The organism is Rhodococcus sp. PSi06 (assembly GCF_054960675.1).
Genome location: NZ_JBHNYO010000011.1, coordinates 152071 through 169372, shown reverse-complemented (window position 1 = coordinate 169372; position 17302 = coordinate 152071). Strand labels below are relative to the sequence as shown.

14 protein-coding genes are annotated in these 17302 nt (G+C 66.0%); 4 read left to right on the top strand and 10 right to left on the bottom strand.

Features of this window, described 5'->3' with window-relative positions; all coding sequences use genetic code 11:
• Positions 1-62 precede the first annotated feature (62 nt).
• Both ACFI9K_RS16070 and ACFI9K_RS16065 read left to right on the top strand, forming a co-directional pair.
• Positions 63-1406, top strand: coding sequence for an HNH endonuclease (locus tag ACFI9K_RS16070; protein ID WP_462664421.1), 1344 nt, complete (start codon positions 63-65; stop codon positions 1404-1406).
• 222 nt (positions 1407-1628) lie between these two features.
• On the top strand, positions 1629-3035 hold the full coding sequence (locus tag ACFI9K_RS16065; RefSeq protein WP_462664420.1) for a DEAD/DEAH box helicase: 1407 nt from the start codon (positions 1629-1631) through the stop codon (positions 3033-3035).
• Between the two features lie 43 nt (positions 3036-3078).
• On the opposite strand, the gene ACFI9K_RS16060 is transcribed toward ACFI9K_RS16065, so the two are convergent.
• Positions 3079-4344, bottom strand: coding sequence for an MFS transporter (locus ACFI9K_RS16060; RefSeq protein WP_462664419.1), 1266 nt, complete (start codon positions 4342-4344; stop codon positions 3079-3081).
• Positions 4345-4383: 39 nt separating this feature from the next.
• Between ACFI9K_RS16060 and ACFI9K_RS16055 the strand changes: the two genes are divergently transcribed.
• Together ACFI9K_RS16055 and ACFI9K_RS16050 are read left to right on the top strand one after the other, a co-directional pair.
• Complete coding sequence (locus ACFI9K_RS16055; protein WP_462664418.1) at positions 4384-6417, top strand: ATP-binding cassette domain-containing protein; 2034 nt, start codon at positions 4384-4386, stop codon at positions 6415-6417.
• Positions 6414-7151 carry an energy-coupling factor transporter transmembrane component T family protein gene (locus ACFI9K_RS16050; protein WP_462664417.1) on the top strand — a complete coding sequence of 246 codons (738 nt, stop codon included), beginning with the start codon at positions 6414-6416 and terminating at the stop codon, positions 7149-7151. Before ACFI9K_RS16055 ends, ACFI9K_RS16050 begins: the two co-directional genes overlap by 4 nt.
• Position 7152: 1 nt before the next feature.
• Here ACFI9K_RS16050 and ACFI9K_RS16045 read toward each other — a convergent pair whose 3' ends face one another.
• From ACFI9K_RS16045 to ACFI9K_RS16005, 9 genes are all read right to left on the bottom strand, one after another.
• Entirely contained in the window at positions 7153-8760 is a 1608-nt protein-coding gene (locus tag ACFI9K_RS16045; protein WP_462664416.1) for a VWA domain-containing protein, read from the bottom strand.
• A 149-nt stretch (positions 8761-8909) separates the two neighbouring features.
• Entirely contained in the window at positions 8910-10541 is a 1632-nt protein-coding gene (locus tag ACFI9K_RS16040; protein ID WP_462664415.1) for a VWA domain-containing protein, read from the bottom strand.
• A 20-nt stretch (positions 10542-10561) separates the two neighbouring features.
• Entirely contained in the window at positions 10562-10993 is a 432-nt protein-coding gene (locus tag ACFI9K_RS16035) for a type II toxin-antitoxin system Rv0910 family toxin (protein ID WP_462664414.1), read from the bottom strand.
• A gap of 84 nt (positions 10994-11077) precedes the next feature.
• On the bottom strand, positions 11078-12709 hold the full coding sequence (locus tag ACFI9K_RS16030; protein WP_462664413.1) for a solute symporter family protein: 1632 nt from the start codon (positions 12707-12709) through the stop codon (positions 11078-11080).
• The gene (locus tag ACFI9K_RS16025; protein WP_462664467.1) at positions 12709-13008 is read right to left on the bottom strand and encodes a DUF485 domain-containing protein; all 300 of its coding nucleotides are present in this window, start codon (positions 13006-13008) and stop codon (positions 12709-12711) included. Before ACFI9K_RS16025 ends, ACFI9K_RS16030 begins: the two co-directional genes overlap by 1 nt.
• A gap of 201 nt (positions 13009-13209) precedes the next feature.
• Positions 13210-14952 (bottom strand): sodium/solute symporter, encoded by a 1743-nt coding sequence (locus ACFI9K_RS16020; protein ID WP_462664412.1) that lies wholly within the window; start codon positions 14950-14952, stop codon positions 13210-13212.
• A 6-nt stretch (positions 14953-14958) separates the two neighbouring features.
• Positions 14959-15264 (bottom strand): hypothetical protein, encoded by a 306-nt coding sequence (locus tag ACFI9K_RS16015; RefSeq protein ID WP_462664466.1) that lies wholly within the window; start codon positions 15262-15264, stop codon positions 14959-14961.
• A gap of 67 nt (positions 15265-15331) precedes the next feature.
• Positions 15332-16132, bottom strand: a complete 801-nt coding sequence (locus tag ACFI9K_RS16010) for a LytR/AlgR family response regulator transcription factor (RefSeq protein WP_462664411.1) — start codon at positions 16130-16132, stop codon at positions 15332-15334.
• On the bottom strand, positions 16129-17301 hold the full coding sequence (locus ACFI9K_RS16005) for a sensor histidine kinase (RefSeq protein ID WP_462664410.1): 1173 nt from the start codon (positions 17299-17301) through the stop codon (positions 16129-16131). Before ACFI9K_RS16005 ends, ACFI9K_RS16010 begins: the two co-directional genes overlap by 4 nt.
• Between the last annotated feature and the right edge of the window lies 1 nt (position 17302).

The window sequence follows — 17302 nt, the reverse complement described above, 5'->3', positions numbered from 1 at the left end:
CTTGCGCCTGATCGAATTCACCCGCAATATCGAACACCCGTTCGAGTACTGGGGAGGAACTCGTGGTCACAGCTTTGAAGAATCCGCCGTTGACGCCTGACGAGGTGCTGCGCTTCGTTGCGCGGCTTCAGTCGTCGAGGTTCGAGTCCGACGCCGCAGCAGGCATCGATTTGATCTCTGCCCTCGAGACCGTCAAGTGCGCCAGTGTGGCGACCCAAGCCGAGGTGACCGATGCCGTCGCATCAGCCATCAGTACCCAGCGCAGAGAACTCGGCAAGCCGAAAGCTCAGTGGCGCAGCGGGATTGCGTCACAGGTCGGTCTGGCCCGACGCGAATCACCGAACCGTGGGGGCACTCATCTGGGACTTGCTCGCGCCCTGGTGCACGAGATGCCGCACACTCTCGCACGTCTGAGAGCCGGCGAACTCAACGAATGGCGAGTCATGATTCTTGCTCGCGAGACGGCATGCCTCACCGTCGACGATCGCCGCACCATCGACGAGCGATTGTGCGCAGATCCCGCCACCTTGGCCGGTGCCGGCGACCGCACGATCGAGGGTCGCGCTCGCGCACTTGCCAACGAGCTCGACGCTGCCTCCCAGGTGAAACGACGCGCCAAGGCCTACGCCGCTCGACGCACCAGTACCCGCCCCGCACCCGAATCCATGGGTTTCTTCACCGTCCTCACGTCGATGGAGAAGTCCGTCTGCATGTGGGCGACACTGCGACGAGATGCCGACACCATCATCAACTCAGGTGGCGACACACGCACCCGCGACCAGATCATGGCCGACCTCATCTTCGAGCGAGTCACCGGCGCGTCGGCAGCCCAAGGCCCGCCGGTGACCGTCGACATCGCCATCTCCGACTCGACTCTGCTCGCAGGCGGTTCCACGTCCGCATACATGCACGGCTACGGCGACATCCCGTCCGACGTCGCACGGCAACTGATCCGAGACACGCTCGATAGTGAGACGCACGTCGCATTACGTCGCCTCTATGCCCATCCGAAATCCGGCGCACTGACAGCCGTGGAGTCCACTTCACGTGCATTTCCGACCGCTCTGGGACGCCTCATAGATCTTCGAGATCGCACCTGCCGCACCCCCTGGTGCGACGCGCCGATCCGACACCACGACCACATCAGACCGCATTCCTCCAGTGGCAGAACCAGTGCCGAGAACGGCGCAGGCCTTTGTGCCGCTTGCAATTACGCGAAAGAGGGCGAGGGCTGGACTGCCGAAGCGCTGCGAGACAAACGGAACGCGAGACATCGCTACCGACTCATCTCACCCACGGGGCACACCTATGACTCGAGTGCCCCGCCGATGCCGGTGGTCGAGCTCTACAGCTCGCGGATCGAGAACATTATGATCACCGATCTCTTCGGCGACGGCGCGGCATGACGAGACAGCGCGGGAAGAGACCGGGCCACAACTCGGTTACACTCGGTGACGACGCGCGTAGCTGCGCGTCGGACGTCGTGGAATGCTCCCGAATCACCATGTGCACCCCGCACAGGCTTCTCTTACGGCGATCGAAACTGCCCACCGGCAGTCTCGCCACCTTGCATCTCGGCCCAAGGCCCGCAGGTGCAACACCCTGCCCGAAAGGCACTTTTCATCACAATGACGACCCCACAGACTTTTGCTGCACTCGGTGTACCCCAGGCCATCGCGGATGTACTCGCGAGCCAGGGCAAGACCGAGGCATTCCCCATCCAGGCCGATACGCTCCCCGACACGCTGCAGGGACGCGACGTGCTCGGACGCGGAAAGACCGGCAGCGGAAAGACACTCGCGTTCTCCATCCCGATGGTCGCTCGCCTCGCAGGCCAGCTTCCCGGCAACCGCAAGCCCGGCCGCCCGCGCGGCCTTATCCTCGCACCGACGCGTGAGCTCGCCACCCAGATCGCCGTCGCGATCGAACCTCTCGCCTCCGCGTACTCGTTGAAGGTCACCACGATCTTCGGTGGTGTGTCGCAGGTTCGCCAGGTCTCCGCACTCAAGGGTGGAGTCGACATCGTCGTCGCCTGCCCCGGTCGCCTCGAAGACCTGATGAAGCAGCGTCACCTCACGCTCGACGGCGTTCAGATCACCGTCCTCGACGAGGCCGACCACATGGCCGATCTCGGGTTCCTGCCCGTCGTCACCCGCATCCTCGCCGCCACCCCGGACAAGGGCCAGCGCATGCTGTTCTCGGCGACTCTGGACAACGGCGTCGACAAATTGGTCAAGCGCTTCCTGCACAACCAGATCACGCACTCCGTCGACGAGGCCACTTCGCACGTCGAGGCCATGACGCACAGCGTTTTCGAGGTCGACGGCGTGGAAGCCAAGAAGAAGCTGGTTCATCACCTCGCTTCGGGCACCGGACGTCGCATCCTGTTCATGCGCACCAAGCACCAGGCCCGCAAGTTGGCCAAGCAGCTCACCGACGCCGGGATCCCGTCCGTCGACCTGCACGGCAATCTCTCGCAGGCCGCACGTGACCGCAACCTCGCCGCCTTCTCCTCCGGCCAGGCCCGCGTTCTCGTCGCCACCGACGTCGCAGCCCGCGGCGTTCACGTCGACGATGTGCAGCTGGTCGTCCACGTCGATCCCCCGGCCGAGCACAAGGCGTACCTGCACCGCTCCGGCCGTACGGCGCGCGCCGGAAGCGCCGGCGACGTCGTGACCGTCGTGCTGCCCGAGCAGCGCAAGGACACCGCGGTACTGCTGCGCAAGGCGGACATCAAGGTCACTCCGATCCGCGTCACCGCCGATTCGCCCGCAGTGGCGAACCTCGTCGGTGAGCAGGCCCGTTACGTCGAGCCGGCGCCACGCGTCGAGCAGGCACCCGCACGTACCGGAGCCCCGCGCAACAGCAATGCTCGACGCGGCGGCCCGGCCCGCTCGGGTGGTCAGCCGCGCAGTGGTGGTGGACAGCCCCGCAGTGGTGGTCAGCCGCGCAGTGGTGGCGGACAGCCCCGCAGCGGTGGCGGCGGCCACAGCCGTCGTGCAGCAGGACCGGCCACGAGCCAGCGCAGCCGCTGATCTCGAGCTGAACTGATTCAGGCATGAGCGCGGGAAGCCCTCTCTACGAGGGCTTTCCGCGCTTTCCTGTTCTCACGCTCACCACCGCAGCGACCGCGCACAGTCCCGCCGCACCGAACCACGCCATCGTGTACGCGCCGGTTGCGTCTCGCACGACTCCCGCGACGACCGATGCGATACCGGCACCGATCTGATGTGAGGCGAACACCCAGCCGAACACCAGCGAACCTCGATCGCCGAAGACCTCTCGACACAGTGCAATCGTGGGCGGAACCGTTGCCACCCAATCCAATCCGTAGATCACCACGAAAATCACGATCGACGGTTGGATGGTCGCGGACAACAGCCACGGCAGGAACAGCAGCGACACGCCACGAAATCCGTAGTAGGCCGCGAGTAGGTAGCGCGGGTCGACGCGATCGGTCAACCAGCCCGATCCGATAGTCCCCACTATGTCGAAGATTCCCACCACCGCCAGCAGTCCCGCGGCGGTGGTTTCGTGCATTCCGTGGTCGTGCGCAGACGGGATGAAGTGAGTTCCGATGAGCCCGTTGGTCGTTGCCCCACAGATAGCGAAACCCACAACCAGAGCCCAGAACGTGCGGACGTGGCTCGCGTCGCGCAGAGCCTGTACAGCCGCCATCGCTGGATTCACCGTCGTATCCGCCACCACCGCCGTGTAACCCTCCGGCGCACCGTACGGGGTCACCCCGATGTCGGCCGGCATGTTCCGCAGCCACCGCAGGACGAACGGGACGACGATCAGCGAGCCACCCGCAATGAGCAACGAGGCGGCGCGCCAACCGGACCTGTCGACGAGTTGCGCGATCAACGGTAGGAAGATCAGCTGCCCCGTCGCGCTTCCGGCCGTGAGGATTCCCGACACCAGGCCACGCCGGCGCACGAACCATCGATCGGTCACCACCGCTGCGAAGACCAGGGCCATCGATCCGGTGCCGAGACCGATCATGACTCCCCAGGTCAACACCAACTGCCAAGCTTGGGTGACGAAGACACTCAGAGCGCTGCCTGCCGCGACGATCGTCAGAGCGACGGACGTCACCGCCCGGATTCCGAAGCGCTCCATCAGGGCCGCGGCGAACGGAGCCGTCAGGCCGAACAACACCAGATTGACGCCGACGGCCAACGACAGCATCGACCGTGGCCAGCCGAACTCCTCCTGCAGCGGCACCATCAACACACTCGGTGCCGCACGGAAGCCGGCGGCACCGACGAGGGCGAGGAACGCCACGGCCGCGACGATCCACGCCGGATGAAGTCGCCTGAGGGTCGCGATCTCGGATGTCACGCAGACAGTGTGCCTCAGTCGGCCTGGCACACTGGAGCGGTGACCGTCAGTTCTTCTCGCACCCCGAAGTCGGTGCCCCTCGGTCCTCAGGAATTGGCGACCGCCGCGGTCATGAGCAGCTTCACGGTCGCGTTGACGGTGATCGGTGTGCTCGTACCGATGGCCACGATTCTTCAGGTCGTTGCGGCCATCCCCATGTCGGTGGTCGCCCTGCGTTATCGCACGCGTGCTCTTCTCACCGCTGCGGTCGCGGGCACCCTCGTGGGATTCGTGGCTGCCGGCACCCAGACGGCTCTCACCGTGGCCACCGCGGCCCTGCTGGGAGGCCTGGTGGGCCGGGCGAAGCGCAAGAAGCAGGGACTGTTCGGCGTGATGGTCACCTCGCTGGTCGTCGGGCCTGCGCTCGGAGCCCTGATGGTGGTACTGCTGCTGATCCTCGCTCCGCTGCGCACCTTGTTCCTCGACACCCTCCGCAACACCCTGGAGGGAGTGTCGCGGCTGCTCGAGCGCACGTCGGCGTTGCAGGGTGCCGCCGACGTACTGCGCAGCAGCTCCACCGCCGTGCTGGACAACTGGTGGTGGTGGGTGGGCGGTTCGATCGCCTTCGGCATCGTCACCGGAACACTGTTCGCATGGCTGATTCTCACTGCCATCCTGGATCGTCTCTCCACCATCCCCACCCCCGAAGCTCTGGCCTCGAGCACCGCCGACGAGGAGATCGGACCGCTGCCGGTCACGCTCGGCTCGGTCGGATATCGATACCCGGGTTCGGCCACATCGGCCTTGACCGGCGTCGACCTGCGCATCGAACCGGGTGAATTCACGGTGATCGTCGGTCACAACGGCTCCGGCAAATCGACCCTGACGAGAATCCTGGCCGGCCTGGAACCCTCGGACGGTGTCGTCGAGCGGCCCGGTGCCACCGGCCTCGGCCGTTACGGCGGCACCGCCATGGTCCTGCAACGACCCGAGAGCCAGATCCTCGGCACTCGCGTCGCCGACGACGTGGTGTGGGGCCTACCGCCCGGCGATTCCCGTCCCGACGTCGAGGCATTACTCGACGAGGTTGGCCTCGGCGGAATGGGTGACCGCGATACCGCGTCACTGTCCGGCGGCGAAATGCAGCGGCTCGCCGTTGCCGCAGCATTGGCCCGCAGGCCCGCCCTGCTCATCGCCGACGAGGCAACGGCCATGATCGACGCGGACGGCCGCGAACATCTGGTCTCGCTCCTCGCCGAACTGCCTCGCAGACACGGAATGTCGGTCGTTCTCGTCACCCATCATGTCTCGGAAACCGTTGCCGCAGATCGCGTCGTGCATCTGCACGAGGGATACCAGGTACAGCACGACTCCACCTGGATGCAACCCAACGCCGCGTATCCCGCTGTGCTGCACGACAATTCGAGCCAGCGTTTGCTCGAAGTGGCCGGTGTGAAGCACACCTACAACCGCCGCACTCCCTGGGCGCAGATGGCGCTGAACGGGATCGACATCACCGTCAAGCGCGGTGAAGGAGTTCTGATTCTCGGCGGAAACGGCTCGGGTAAGTCCACTCTCGCCTGGATCATGGCCGGGCTCACCGGCCCGACGAAGGGCACCGCGCAGCTCGACGGCAAGGCCATGACCACACGGGTGGGCGATATCGGACTCGCGTTCCAACATTCGCGTCTGCAGTTGCAGCGTCGCACCGTGTCCGAGGACATCGCTGCGGCAGCCGGCCCCGAAACCGGTTCTGCCACAGTCTCGGCCGCCATGGATGCGGTCGGCCTCGACAGATCGCTCGCGGCCCGCGAAATCGACTCGCTCAGCGGCGGCCAGATGCGACGCGTCGTACTGGCCGGTCTCATCGCGCGCCGGCCCCGCATGCTGGTTCTCGACGAGCCGCTGGCCGGCCTCGATCCCCCTGGACGCGACGACATCATCGGCGTCCTCGCCGGACTGCGGGAACGGGGCGTCGCAATCGTGGTGATCTCGCACGATGTGGACGGCATGGACGCGGTCTGCAGCCGCACCATCACGATGTCCGACGGCCACATCGTCTCCGATTCGATCCTGGGGAGCGTGCCCTCGTGACCACCGTCGTACTGCGTCGAGTTCCTCGAGTTTCGCCGATCCACCGTCTGTGGGCCGGCACCAAGCTCGTCGTCGTGCTGCTACTGAGCGTCACTCTCGTGGTGGCACCGACGTGGCCCGCGCTCGGAATCGTGTTCGGCCTGTTGCTTATCGCCGCGATCATTGCGCACGTTCCGATCACCGCACTGCCGCGGCCACCGTGGTGGATCTGGGCACTGTTCGGCTTCGGTGCGCTGCTCAATGTGCCGATCGGCGGAGCAGCAGTGTTGGTGTACCTGCGGGCGACGCTGTTCGTGTTCGTACTGCTCGGTGCCTCGATGATGATCGGTTGGACCACCTCGATGAGCGACATCGCGCCTGCGGTGTCCAAGCTGGGTGCACCGTTGAAGAAGCTGAAGTTGCCGGTCGACGAGTGGGCGATCGCCGTCGCGTTGAGCCTGCGGTCGCTGCCCTTGTTGATCGAGGAGATGCGCACCCTCAACGCGGCCCGACGCCTTCGCCCCAAGCCCGTCGTCAACAGTGCCTCGGACAATTCACTGGTCGACATCGTCACGACCGTCATGTCGGTGGCCATCAGACGAGCCGACGAGATGGGCACGGCCATCACTGCTCGCGGCGGCACCGGGATGATCACCGCCACCGACTCGCGCTTCAAGGCCTCGGACGCGGTGGCGCTGACCGTGGTGACCCTCGCGTGCGCCGCAGCGATCGCGATCAGCTTCCTGTGGGGCTGAACTACTCGCCCGCGAGGCGCTCGGTGCGCGAGTTCAGTGCCTTGACGAACACGTCGGGGATATCGCGCGGATCCTCCGCTACATAACTCGTTCCACCCGTCACCGCGGAAATTTGTTGCAGCGCAACCGGATCTGCGTCACTGGTGACGCCGACGGTGACGATGACGATGGGCCGCACCGGATCCTGCTCCTTCTGCAGCGTTGCCAGCAGCTGATCGAGGGTGATACTGCCGTCGTCGTCGTTGGATCCGTCGGTCAGAATGATGACGCTGTTGACGTAGTCGGGGTCGTAGCCCTCCTTGACCCGCCGGAATGCGGCCAGCGTCGTGTCGTACAGCCCGGTTCCGCCTCCGACGAGAGCAGGAAGGCCCCGGATGGAATCGAGGATGGCCTGGCGCTGCGGCTTGCCGTCGAACGTGTTGCTCACCGGCCCGAGCGGCACCAGTTCTCGGTAGTCCTGCTTTCCGCCACCGAGTCCGATGGAGAAGGCCCACAACCCCATCTGAGTCTGGTCGCTGAAGAGATCGTTGGCACCGACCGATGCGTCGACGGTCAACGCGATGCGCGTCGAATCACCCGACTTCGCGGCCATCGAGCCCGATACGTCCTCGACCACGAGGGTGCGCAGCGGCAGGGCCAGCACGGCCCAATCTCGCAGTGTCGTCTCGATCGAGAGTGGGTTCTTGATCTCCAACGACGCAACGGATCCGACGCCCTTGCCGTCGGGCAACGGAGTGCCACTCGCAGTTCGGAAGCCGGCCGCCACCAGCGTGTCGGTGGCCGACTGCGTGGCCAGAACCGAGGCCAGGGCCGCTCCGGCCTTCTTGACTCGGTCGTAGTCGGGCCCGGCCGGAGCGGTCACTGCCAACGGGTAGTTGAGAAAGTAGCTGCCGGTCGGCGGAACCGACTCGGTGAGACTCGCGCCCGGGTTGTCCGCCTCGTAGGCGAGCAACGCCTGCTCGGTGGCCACGCTGGTACCACCTTCGGTAGCCACCTGGGCGACGAGATCGGGGGTGTCGTGCGGCGCGTCGGCAATGCGCCCGAAGTCCTGGGCCATGGGCACCAGAGCCGCGGATACGGCCTTGGCATCGGAGATCGCGACCTCGGACTCGGCGAGCGCGCCGAGTACCGCCGCATTCGACGCACTACTGGTGAGGGGATCGCCGATGCGTTGCCCGGGAAGTTGCAACACACTGAGCCAGGTGTCGGTGACCGGCACGGCGTCGGACTTCGAGATCAGGACCGGCACCGTGTTCGCGACGGACGTCTTGGCCAACTCGGGGAGAGCGCCGGTCGAGCGGAGAGTCTTGAGCAACCACAACGTCGAATCCGGAATCCACAGGTCCGGCCGGTTCACGGTGCCCGCGATCTCCGTTGCGGTATCGGTGGGACGCTCGGAGCGGACGTCGAAGTTCACGCAGCCGCGATCGAACTCGCCGGCCTGCGAGACGATCTGCCGAACCGGCTCGGCGATGGACGCGTCGACCGCGAGCGAGACGGTGTCCAGGGAATCGCACGAATTGGCATCGGACGCGCGGACGGCCTGGACTCCGAACCACCCACCGGCGGACACGACCACCACCGCGAGCGCAGCTGCGCCCCACGTCACGACAGGACTGAATCTGCGACTGCTGCCGCTGTGACGTCCAGACATCGACTTCGCCCCCTACTTCGATCCCCCGGCACGCCCCTGCACCGCGGTTGCGCCGCCTACCCGAAGTACCGGAAGGCACGCGGCGCACAGCATAGCCGCTCCCGTCACCGACCGGAACGGCTTCTCAGCGCATTGACGAAGACGTTCGGGATTTCGGCCGGATTTCGCGCGACGAAGCTGGTGCCACCGGTGGCGGCCGAAATCTGCTGCAGCACACCGGCATCGGCGTCGTCGGTGATGCCGATCGTGACGATGACGACCGGACGCGACGGGTCCTGCTCCGCGCGCAGCGTCGACAACAGCTCGTCGAGCGAGATGCTGTCGGGATCCTCGTTGGCACCGTCGGTGAGAATGATGACGCTGTTGACCGCGTCGGGGTCGTATCCCTCCTGCACGGTGCGGAACGCGGCCAACGTCGTGTCGTACAAGCCGGTACCGCCCCCGACCAAAGAGGGCAGGGTTCGAATCTGCTGCAACAGCACCTCGCGCTGACTGGTGTTGTTGACCTTCTCGTCCATCCGCCGGATCGGTGCCAGTTCCTTGTAGTCCTGACTGCCGCCGCCGAGTCCGATGGAAAAAGCCCACAATCCCATCGACGCGTTGTCGGGGAACAGTCCGTTGCCGGTCTCGCTGGCCTGCACCGTCATGGCGATACGCGAGTTCGCACCCGCGCTGTAGTTCATCGATCCGGAGACGTCTTCCATCACCAATGCCCGCGAGGGCAGGGCCAACACCTGGTACTGCTTCAGCGTCGACTCGGCGGCCTGCTGATCGGCAATCGTCAGGGGCGCAACCTCCCCGATCCCACGATCGGAATCCAGCACGGCATTGTCCGCAGATCTGAAGCCGGCCCCGGACAACGCCTGCTGACCCTGCTCGGATTCGATGGCTGCGGCCAGAGCCGTTCCGACGGACTTGGCGGCCTCGTGTCGATCGTCTGCAGGCTCGGTCACCGCCAACGGAAAGTTCAGGAAGATGCTGCCCGTCGGCGGTGCCGTCGCGCCGAGAGCGTCGCCGTTGTCGCGTTGATACTGCAGGAAGGTCTGCTCGGAGACCACGGCGACGCCGCCGCCCGCGACGACGTCGTCCAGGCGTGTCGTGGGATCGGCCTCCCCGCGCGTGGCGGCCTGAGCCTGGGCGATGGGGACCAGTGCGGTCGACACCGAGTCGAGAGCCTTCTCGTCGGAACCTGCTTCTGCCACCGCACCCAGAATGGCGGCGTCGGAGATGGTGTTGGCCAAGGGATTACCGATACGCAGGCCTTCGAGCTTCAGCGCGGTGAGCCAGGTGTCGAAGAACGGCACCTCATCCTTGCGCGCAGCCAGCACCGCCGGAGTGCTGGCCACCGACTGGCTCGCGAGGTCGATCAGCGAGGCAGTGGATCGGACGGTCTTCCCGATCCACAACGACGAATCCGGAATCCACAGCGAGGGTGCGTCATCACCCTTGGCCACCGCAGCAGACACCTGACCCGACTCGCTCGCAGTGACGGCGATTCGAGCGCAGTCCAGGTCTTCCGCGGACGTGCCGTCGACGATTTTCTGCAGCACCGGGGCGATCGAGGGGTCCGCGGCCACCGTGTACTCGGACTCGTCGCCGCACGCGCTGCCGAAGAACTTCTGTGCGACGAACACTCCGCCTGCGACGACCAGTAGCAGGACGACGGCAACGACGACGTACTTGGCGAACCCTCTGCTGCTCGTCGCGGACGACGGCGCGCTGTGCCTACCGGGCATGCATCTCCACTCCTACACCGTCAGGCGTAGATCTTGACGAACGTTTTCAGCGAGTTCTCGATGTCGCCCTTGAGTGCGCGGGCGACGCCGGACCCGATGGGACCGAACAGCGGTGCACCGCCCAGGTTGACGTCGATCGTGATCTCGGAGCCGTCGCCCTTGGACTTCACCGACAGGTCGAGACCGATCTTCACACCGCCCTTGCCGTTGCCCTTCAGCTCGAGCTTCTTGGGCGGATCGTAGGACTCGATTTTCCAGGACACCCGGTTGCGCATGCCCTTCACGCTGGCGATGGAGTCCAGAGTGGTGCCGACGGCCAGCTGCTCGGGCAGCTCACCGCGCCACGCTTCGTGGATGGAGAGCCACTGCTCGTATCCGGACAGATCGGACGCGTGCGCCCACGTCTGTTCGGGGGACAGTGGGACGTCGAGGGAAACCTTCAGCTTGGCCACAGCAGGGATGGTAACCGTTGGACGAAAAATGCCCGTGTGAGGCCTTGCTCACACGGGCACTTCCGAGACGGTCCTACCGGTGGATCAGTGGGCGCTGGCCTTCTCCGCACCGATACCGGTCAATGAGCGAACTTCCATTTCGGCCTGCTTGTCGGTGTTCTCGGTGTCCTTCGAGATCAGCGTTCCGACGATGCCGAGGATGAAGGCCAAGGGAATCGACACGATGCCGGGGTTGGACAGCGGGAACCAGGCGAAGTCCAGATCGGGCAGCATTGCCGTCTTCGATCCCGACACGGCCGGGGAGAAGATGATCAGCACTATCGTCGAGATCAGGCCGCCGTACATGCTGAACAGTGCGCCGGTGGTGGTGAAGCGACGCCAGAACAGCGAGTACAGGATGGTCGGCAGGTTCGCGGCCGCGGCGACGGCGAACGCCAGCGCCACCAGGAAGGCGATGTTCTGCCCGTTGGCGAGGATGCCGAGGCCGATGGCCAGCACACCGATGACGACGGCCGTGATGCGGGAGACCTTGACCTGCTTCTTGTCGTCGACCTTGCCCTTCTTGATGACGCTCGCATAGATGTCGTGAGCGAACGACGCCGACGCGGTGATCGTCAATCCGGCGACCACGGCGAGGATGGTGGCGAAGGCCACCGCCGAGATGACGCCCAGCAGAATCACGCCGCCGAGCTCGAACGCCAACAGCGGAGCTGCGGAGTTCTGACCGCCGGCCGAGGCCAGGATGCGGTCGGGTCCGACGATCGCTGCGGCACCGTAGCCGAGCACGAGGGTGAACAGGTAGAACGCACCGATGAGCGCGATGGCCCACACGACGCTGCGACGAGCTTCCTTAGCGGTGGGCACCGTGTAGAAGCGCATGAGCACGTGCGGCAGGCCGGCAGTGCCGAGCACGAGGGCGATACCGAGCGAGAGGAAGTTGATCTTCGAGGTGGCGCTGCCGCCGTACTGGGCGCCGGGCTCGATGACGTCACGTGCCCCGACGACCGGGTCGGCCGAACTGGACACCATCGCCTGCGCGCTGCCGAGCAGCTCGGAGAAGTTCAGACCGAACTTGGCGAGCACGAGCACGGTCATGAACGCGGCACCGGCGATGAGCAGAACGGCCTTGATGATCTGCACCCACGTGGTGCCCTTCATGCCGCCGATGAGGACGTACGCGATCATCAGTACACCGACGATGGCGATGACGATGGACTGGCCGGTGCGGTCGGAGATGTCGAGCAGAAGTGCGACGAGTCCGCCTGCGCCTGCCATCTGCGCCAGCAGGTAGAACAGCGACACGGTCAGCGTGGACAGAGCGGCCGCGGTGCGAACCGGGCCCTGCTTGAGCCGGAAGCTCAGCACGTCCGCCATGGTGAATTTGCCGGTGTTCCTGAGCAATTCGGCAACCAGCAACAGGGCGACGAGCCAGGCGACGAGGAAGCCGATGGAGTACAGGAAGCCGTCGTAGCCGTAGACGGCGATGGCACCGGCGATACCGAGAAAGCTTGCTGCAGAGAGGTAGTCACCGGCGATGGCGACGCCGTTCTGCGGCCCGGAGAATCCGCCGCCCGCGGTGAAGAATTCCGCGGAGGTCGCGTTCTTCTTCGAGGCGCGAATGACCACAGCCATGGTGATGAGGACGAACGCGCCGAAGATGGCGATGTTGACGAGCGGTTCACCGACGGTGGTGTCGGCGGCCTGGGCGAGTGTCATCACGACTTGGCTCCCTGGGAAGTTTCCATCTCGGCGCGCAGGGCTGCGGCGCGAGGATCGAGTTCACGGTTGGCGAACTTCACGTAGATGCCGGTGATGGCGAACGTCGTGACGAACTGGCCGAGGCCGAGCAGCAGGCCGACGTTGATGTTGCCCCACACCTTGGTCGACATGAAGTCGACCGCGTAGGTGCTCAGCAGCACGTAGGCGATGTACCAGACCAGGAAGAACCCGGCCATCGGGAACACGAAGCTACGCAGGCGACGGCGGAGTTCCTGGAACTCCGGACTGGCCTGCATGTCGACGAACGCCTGCGCGTCCGGTGGCGAATTGGTTTCCGGTGCGGTCACCTTGGACTCCTGAAGTTGGTGTGAGCTGTAGCTGACGGAAACAGTAGTGAGAGTCAGGTCACAACATCAGGGGGTGGCGGCGATCACACGACGGGCTGCGGGAGTGTGCGACGAGCGGTCGAGAACGGCGGTCGAGCGGCCTCGTTCTCGCTACAGCTCTCCCTCGCGGTCCTTGCCCATGTCGAGGCCTTCGGGCAGGTGCAGGCGAGCGAAGATACGGGAGACGTCGGGCGGCACCGCTTTTCGGGTGGCGAGACTGACGAGGATCATCGCAGCGAAGGCGACGGGAACGCTGACCGCCGCCGGATAACCGAGTATCGCTGCCGGCCACCCGCCGAGGACACCGTCGGCGATGGGGGTGACGACGGAGATCGACGCGGCAACGAGCGAGATACCGCCGCCGAACAGCATTCCGGTCGCGGCACCCGCAGCCGTGAGCCCGCGCCACCAGATGCCCAACACCAACAATGGGCACAGCGTGGATGCGGCGACGGCGAAGACGAGCCCGACGGTCCGCGAGAGGTCCAGCGAGACAACGGCGATCGACAGGACGAGAGGTACCGCGCCCGCGAGTACCGCGGCGACGCGGAAGTCCCGCACCTTGCCCGAGAGCACGTCGGTACTCAGCACCCCGGCGATGCTGACCAGTAGGCCGGACGAGGTGGACAGAAAGGCCGCGATGGCACCGGCGGCCACGAGAGCGGCGAGTAATTGCCCCGGGATTCCGGACAGCACGGAGCCGGGCAAGAGCAGAACCGCGGCGTCCGATGCACCGGTGATCAGCAGTTGCGGTACGTACAGGCGCGCGAAGACCCCGAGCACCGTCGGGAACAGATAGAACGTGCCGAGCAACGCCAGCACGGTCAACGACGTGAGTCGCGCGGCTCGACCGTCCGGGTTGGTGTAGAACCGCACCAGCACGTGCGGCAGTCCCAGGGTGCCGAGGAACGTCGCCAGGATCAGCGAGTAGACCTGATACAGCGGATGCGCTCCGCCCAGTCCCCCGCCGGGCATCGCCCATGCTCGGTCGGTGGTCGGGGCGCCGGCCACCACCGGAACCGGAGATCCCGCGTCGAGGGTGAGCAGGGTGCCGGATCCGAGCCGATGTTCGCCCGCCTCCAGCCTCACTCGTCCGTCCGCGCTTTGCTCGTCCAACGTTCCGGTCACCGACACCACGATCGGCGAATCGACCTGAACCACAACGTCGGTGGTGATGTCCACGACGGTCTGCTCGGTTACGGTCGGCGGTGCCGGGCTGCCGACGCTCCGATCGTCGGCGAAGAAGTGCACGGCCAGCACCAACGCCGGAATTGCGATCGCGGTGAGCTTGAGCCAGTACTGGAACGCCTGCACGAACGTGATCGAGCGCATCCCCCCGCCGACGACGTTGGCGATGACGATGAGCCCGACCGCCAGGGCTCCCACCCAGCCCGGCACTCCGAGCAGGATGTTCAGGGTCAGGCCCGCACCCTGGAACTGAGGCACCAGATACAGCGCGCAGATGACCACCACCACCAGCATCGCCACCGTGCGCAACCATGGTGCGCCGAGCCGGAACTCGACGAAATCCGGCACTGTGTACGCACCGCTGCGCCGCAACGGCGCAGCGACGAACAGCAATAGCCCCAGGTAACCCGCGGTGAAGCCGACGGGGTACCACAGCGCGTCGGCCCCGTACTTGGCGATGAGACCGGCGACCCCGAGAAACGATGCAGCAGAGAGGTATTCACCGCTGATGGCGGCGGCGTTCCACCGCGGCCCGACGGTGCGCGAGGCCACCAGGAAGTCCGAGGTGGTGCGAGCCAACCGAACTCCGTAGATGCCGATGCCCACGGTGGCGGCAGCTGCCACGAGCAGCGCGATCACCGTTGCGACGGGAATGGACTGGTTCACCGACGGCTAATCCTCGACCAAGCCTACGAACTCCGCCTCGTTGCGCTCGGCTCGGCGCACGTAGGCCCTCCCGACCACGAACAGCAACGGATAGATGACCACCCCCAGCACCAACCACGGCACTCCGATGCCCAGCCACGCGACGTCCGTGAAACGTGAGAGCAGCAAGCCCGACAACGGGATCGCGAACAGTATCGACAGCGTGACCACCGCGAGGCGCACCGACAACAACAGTTGGGCACGCACGAGACTGCGGACCAGAGCGTCACCCACCTCGGTTTGCTCCTGCACTTCGATGCGGGTGCGCACCATCCGCGCTCCGCGGCGCTGCGAGAGTACGACGCGCTGGCGATCCGGTTGACTCACCGCGTCCCCCTGCTCACCGTGACGACCACGATTGCAGCGGCCCGCGGACCAGCCTGTCCTTGAGTTCTCTGGCGTGCCTGCGGCTCACCGGCAGTTCGGATGCGGCCAGATCTCCACTGCCACGCAGGCACACCACCAGACCCGAACCGACACTCCTGATTCCGGTCACCAGCCGCAGCGAGACCAGGTAGGAGCGGTGCACCCGCAGAAATCCTGCATCGGCCCAACGACTTTCGAGAGCCGAGATCGGTATTCGCACCAGATGCGACCCATTGGCGGTGTGCAATCTGGCGTAGTCGCCGTCGGCTTCCACCCACGCGACCGAGGACCGGTGAACCAGCGTGGTCGTTCCTCCGAGTTCGACGGGAATCACCTCGTCCGCGGAGGTGTCGGCGGACGTCGCCGGCGTCCGTCGGGCGGCAACGACGCGCCGCACGGCCTCGGCGAGCCGATCCTCGCGCAGAGGCTTGAGCAGGTAGTCGACGGCACCCAGATCGTAGGCGGCCAGGGCCCGATCGTCGTGGGCGGTGACGAACACGACGGCCGGTGGCCGAGCGAATGCGGACAGAATCCCGGCCAGCTCGAGTCCGTCGAGGCCGGGCATGTTGATGTCGAGGAACACCGCATCCACGACGGACTGCCCGGAGCTCTGCTGGAGCTGCCGTAGTGCGGTGGTCGCGTCCTGCGCGGTATGCACCTCGGCGACGGCGTCCTGGCTGCGCAGCAGGAAGGCGAGCTCGTCCAGCGCGGGGCGCTCGTCGTCGACTGCGAGCACGATCAATCCGCGCCCACCTGCGGTTGCGGCCTGCGTCATGCCCGCACACCCGGCCTGAATTTGGGCACGCGAAGGCTCACTTTCGTGCCTGCGCCCGGTGCGGTGTCCACTACGAGACCGTAATCGTTTCCGAAGGCCGCCCGCAGCCGATCGTCCACGTTCGCCAGTCCGACATGGGCCGCGTCCTCGGTGTGCAGGCTGCCCGAGCGAAGTACCTCGGGGTCCATGCCCACACCGTCGTCCTCGATGCTGATCACCGCATCGGTGCCCTCGTCGGCGGCGACGATCGTCACGCGGCCCCCGTCGGCCTTGCCGGCCAGCCCGTGGCGGACTGCGTTCTCGACCAGTGGCTGCAGCGCGAGGAACGGCAGGACAACGCCCAACACCTCGGGCGCGACCTGCAACGAGACCTGCAGGGAATCACCGAAGCGCGCACGCTCGAGTGTCAGGTACCGGTCGATGTTGCGGAGTTCGTCTGCGAGCACGGTGAACTCGCCGGCGTTGCGGAAGGAGTACCGAGTGAAATCGGCGAACTCGAGCACCAGCTCCCGGGCCCGATCGGGATCGGTACGGACGAACGACGCGATGGTGCCCAGTGCGTTGTAGATGAAGTGCGGGCTGATCTGCGCCCGGAGCGCCCGCACCTCGGCGCGGTCCAAACGAGCCCTCGACGCATCGAGTTCGGCGAGCTCGATCTGCCCGCATGCGTAGCGCGCCACCTCGGCGATGGCACCGAGCACGCCCGGTCCCGGCTCGGTCACCAGAGCCGCACCCAACACCCCCACCACCGGCGAATCGTCGACGACCAACGGCTGCACCACCAACGCCTTCACCGAGTGGATCGAACCGAGGGGCAGGCGCACCAGAACTCGGCGTTGCCCGTCCACCGCCCGCTTCGCCGCCTCCACGAACGCCGGTGTCAGCTCCTCCCACGGACCGTCCCACGCCAGCAGGGAACCGTCGGGATCGCAGACACCGAGCGCGTCCGCTCCGGTCAGTACCCGCAGATGCGGCGCAGCGACCGATGCCGAACGGGTGTCGAGACCGTCGCGCAGCGGCGTGGCCGCCAGCGATGCAGTGTGCAGGGTGGAATGGACCGCACGCTCCTCGGGGGTGGTCAGATCACGTCGACCACGCAGGCTGATGACCGCGATCACGGTGACGATCAACGCCACGATCATCGCCAGCCAGGCCAGGGCCCCGGTCATC

Excerpts from the sequence above, each read along its gene's own strand:
- ACFI9K_RS16065 (WP_462664420.1), top strand. The coding sequence starts at position 1,629 with ATGACGACCCCACAGACTTTTGCTGCACTCGGTGTACCCCAGGCCATC.
- ACFI9K_RS16040 (WP_462664415.1), bottom strand. The coding sequence starts at position 10,541 with ATGCCCGGTAGGCACAGCGCGCCGTCGTCCGCGACGAGCAGCAGAGGG.
- ACFI9K_RS16030 (WP_462664413.1), bottom strand. The coding sequence starts at position 12,709 with ATGACACTCGCCCAGGCCGCCGACACCACCGTCGGTGAACCGCTCGTC.
- ACFI9K_RS16025 (WP_462664467.1), bottom strand. The coding sequence starts at position 13,008 with ATGCAGGCCAGTCCGGAGTTCCAGGAACTCCGCCGTCGCCTGCGTAGC.
- ACFI9K_RS16015 (WP_462664466.1), bottom strand. The coding sequence starts at position 15,264 with ATGGTGCGCACCCGCATCGAAGTGCAGGAGCAAACCGAGGTGGGTGAC.
- ACFI9K_RS16010 (WP_462664411.1), bottom strand. The coding sequence starts at position 16,132 with ATGACGCAGGCCGCAACCGCAGGTGGGCGCGGATTGATCGTGCTCGCA.
- ACFI9K_RS16005 (WP_462664410.1), bottom strand. The coding sequence starts at position 17,301 with ATGACCGGGGCCCTGGCCTGGCTGGCGATGATCGTGGCGTTGATCGTC.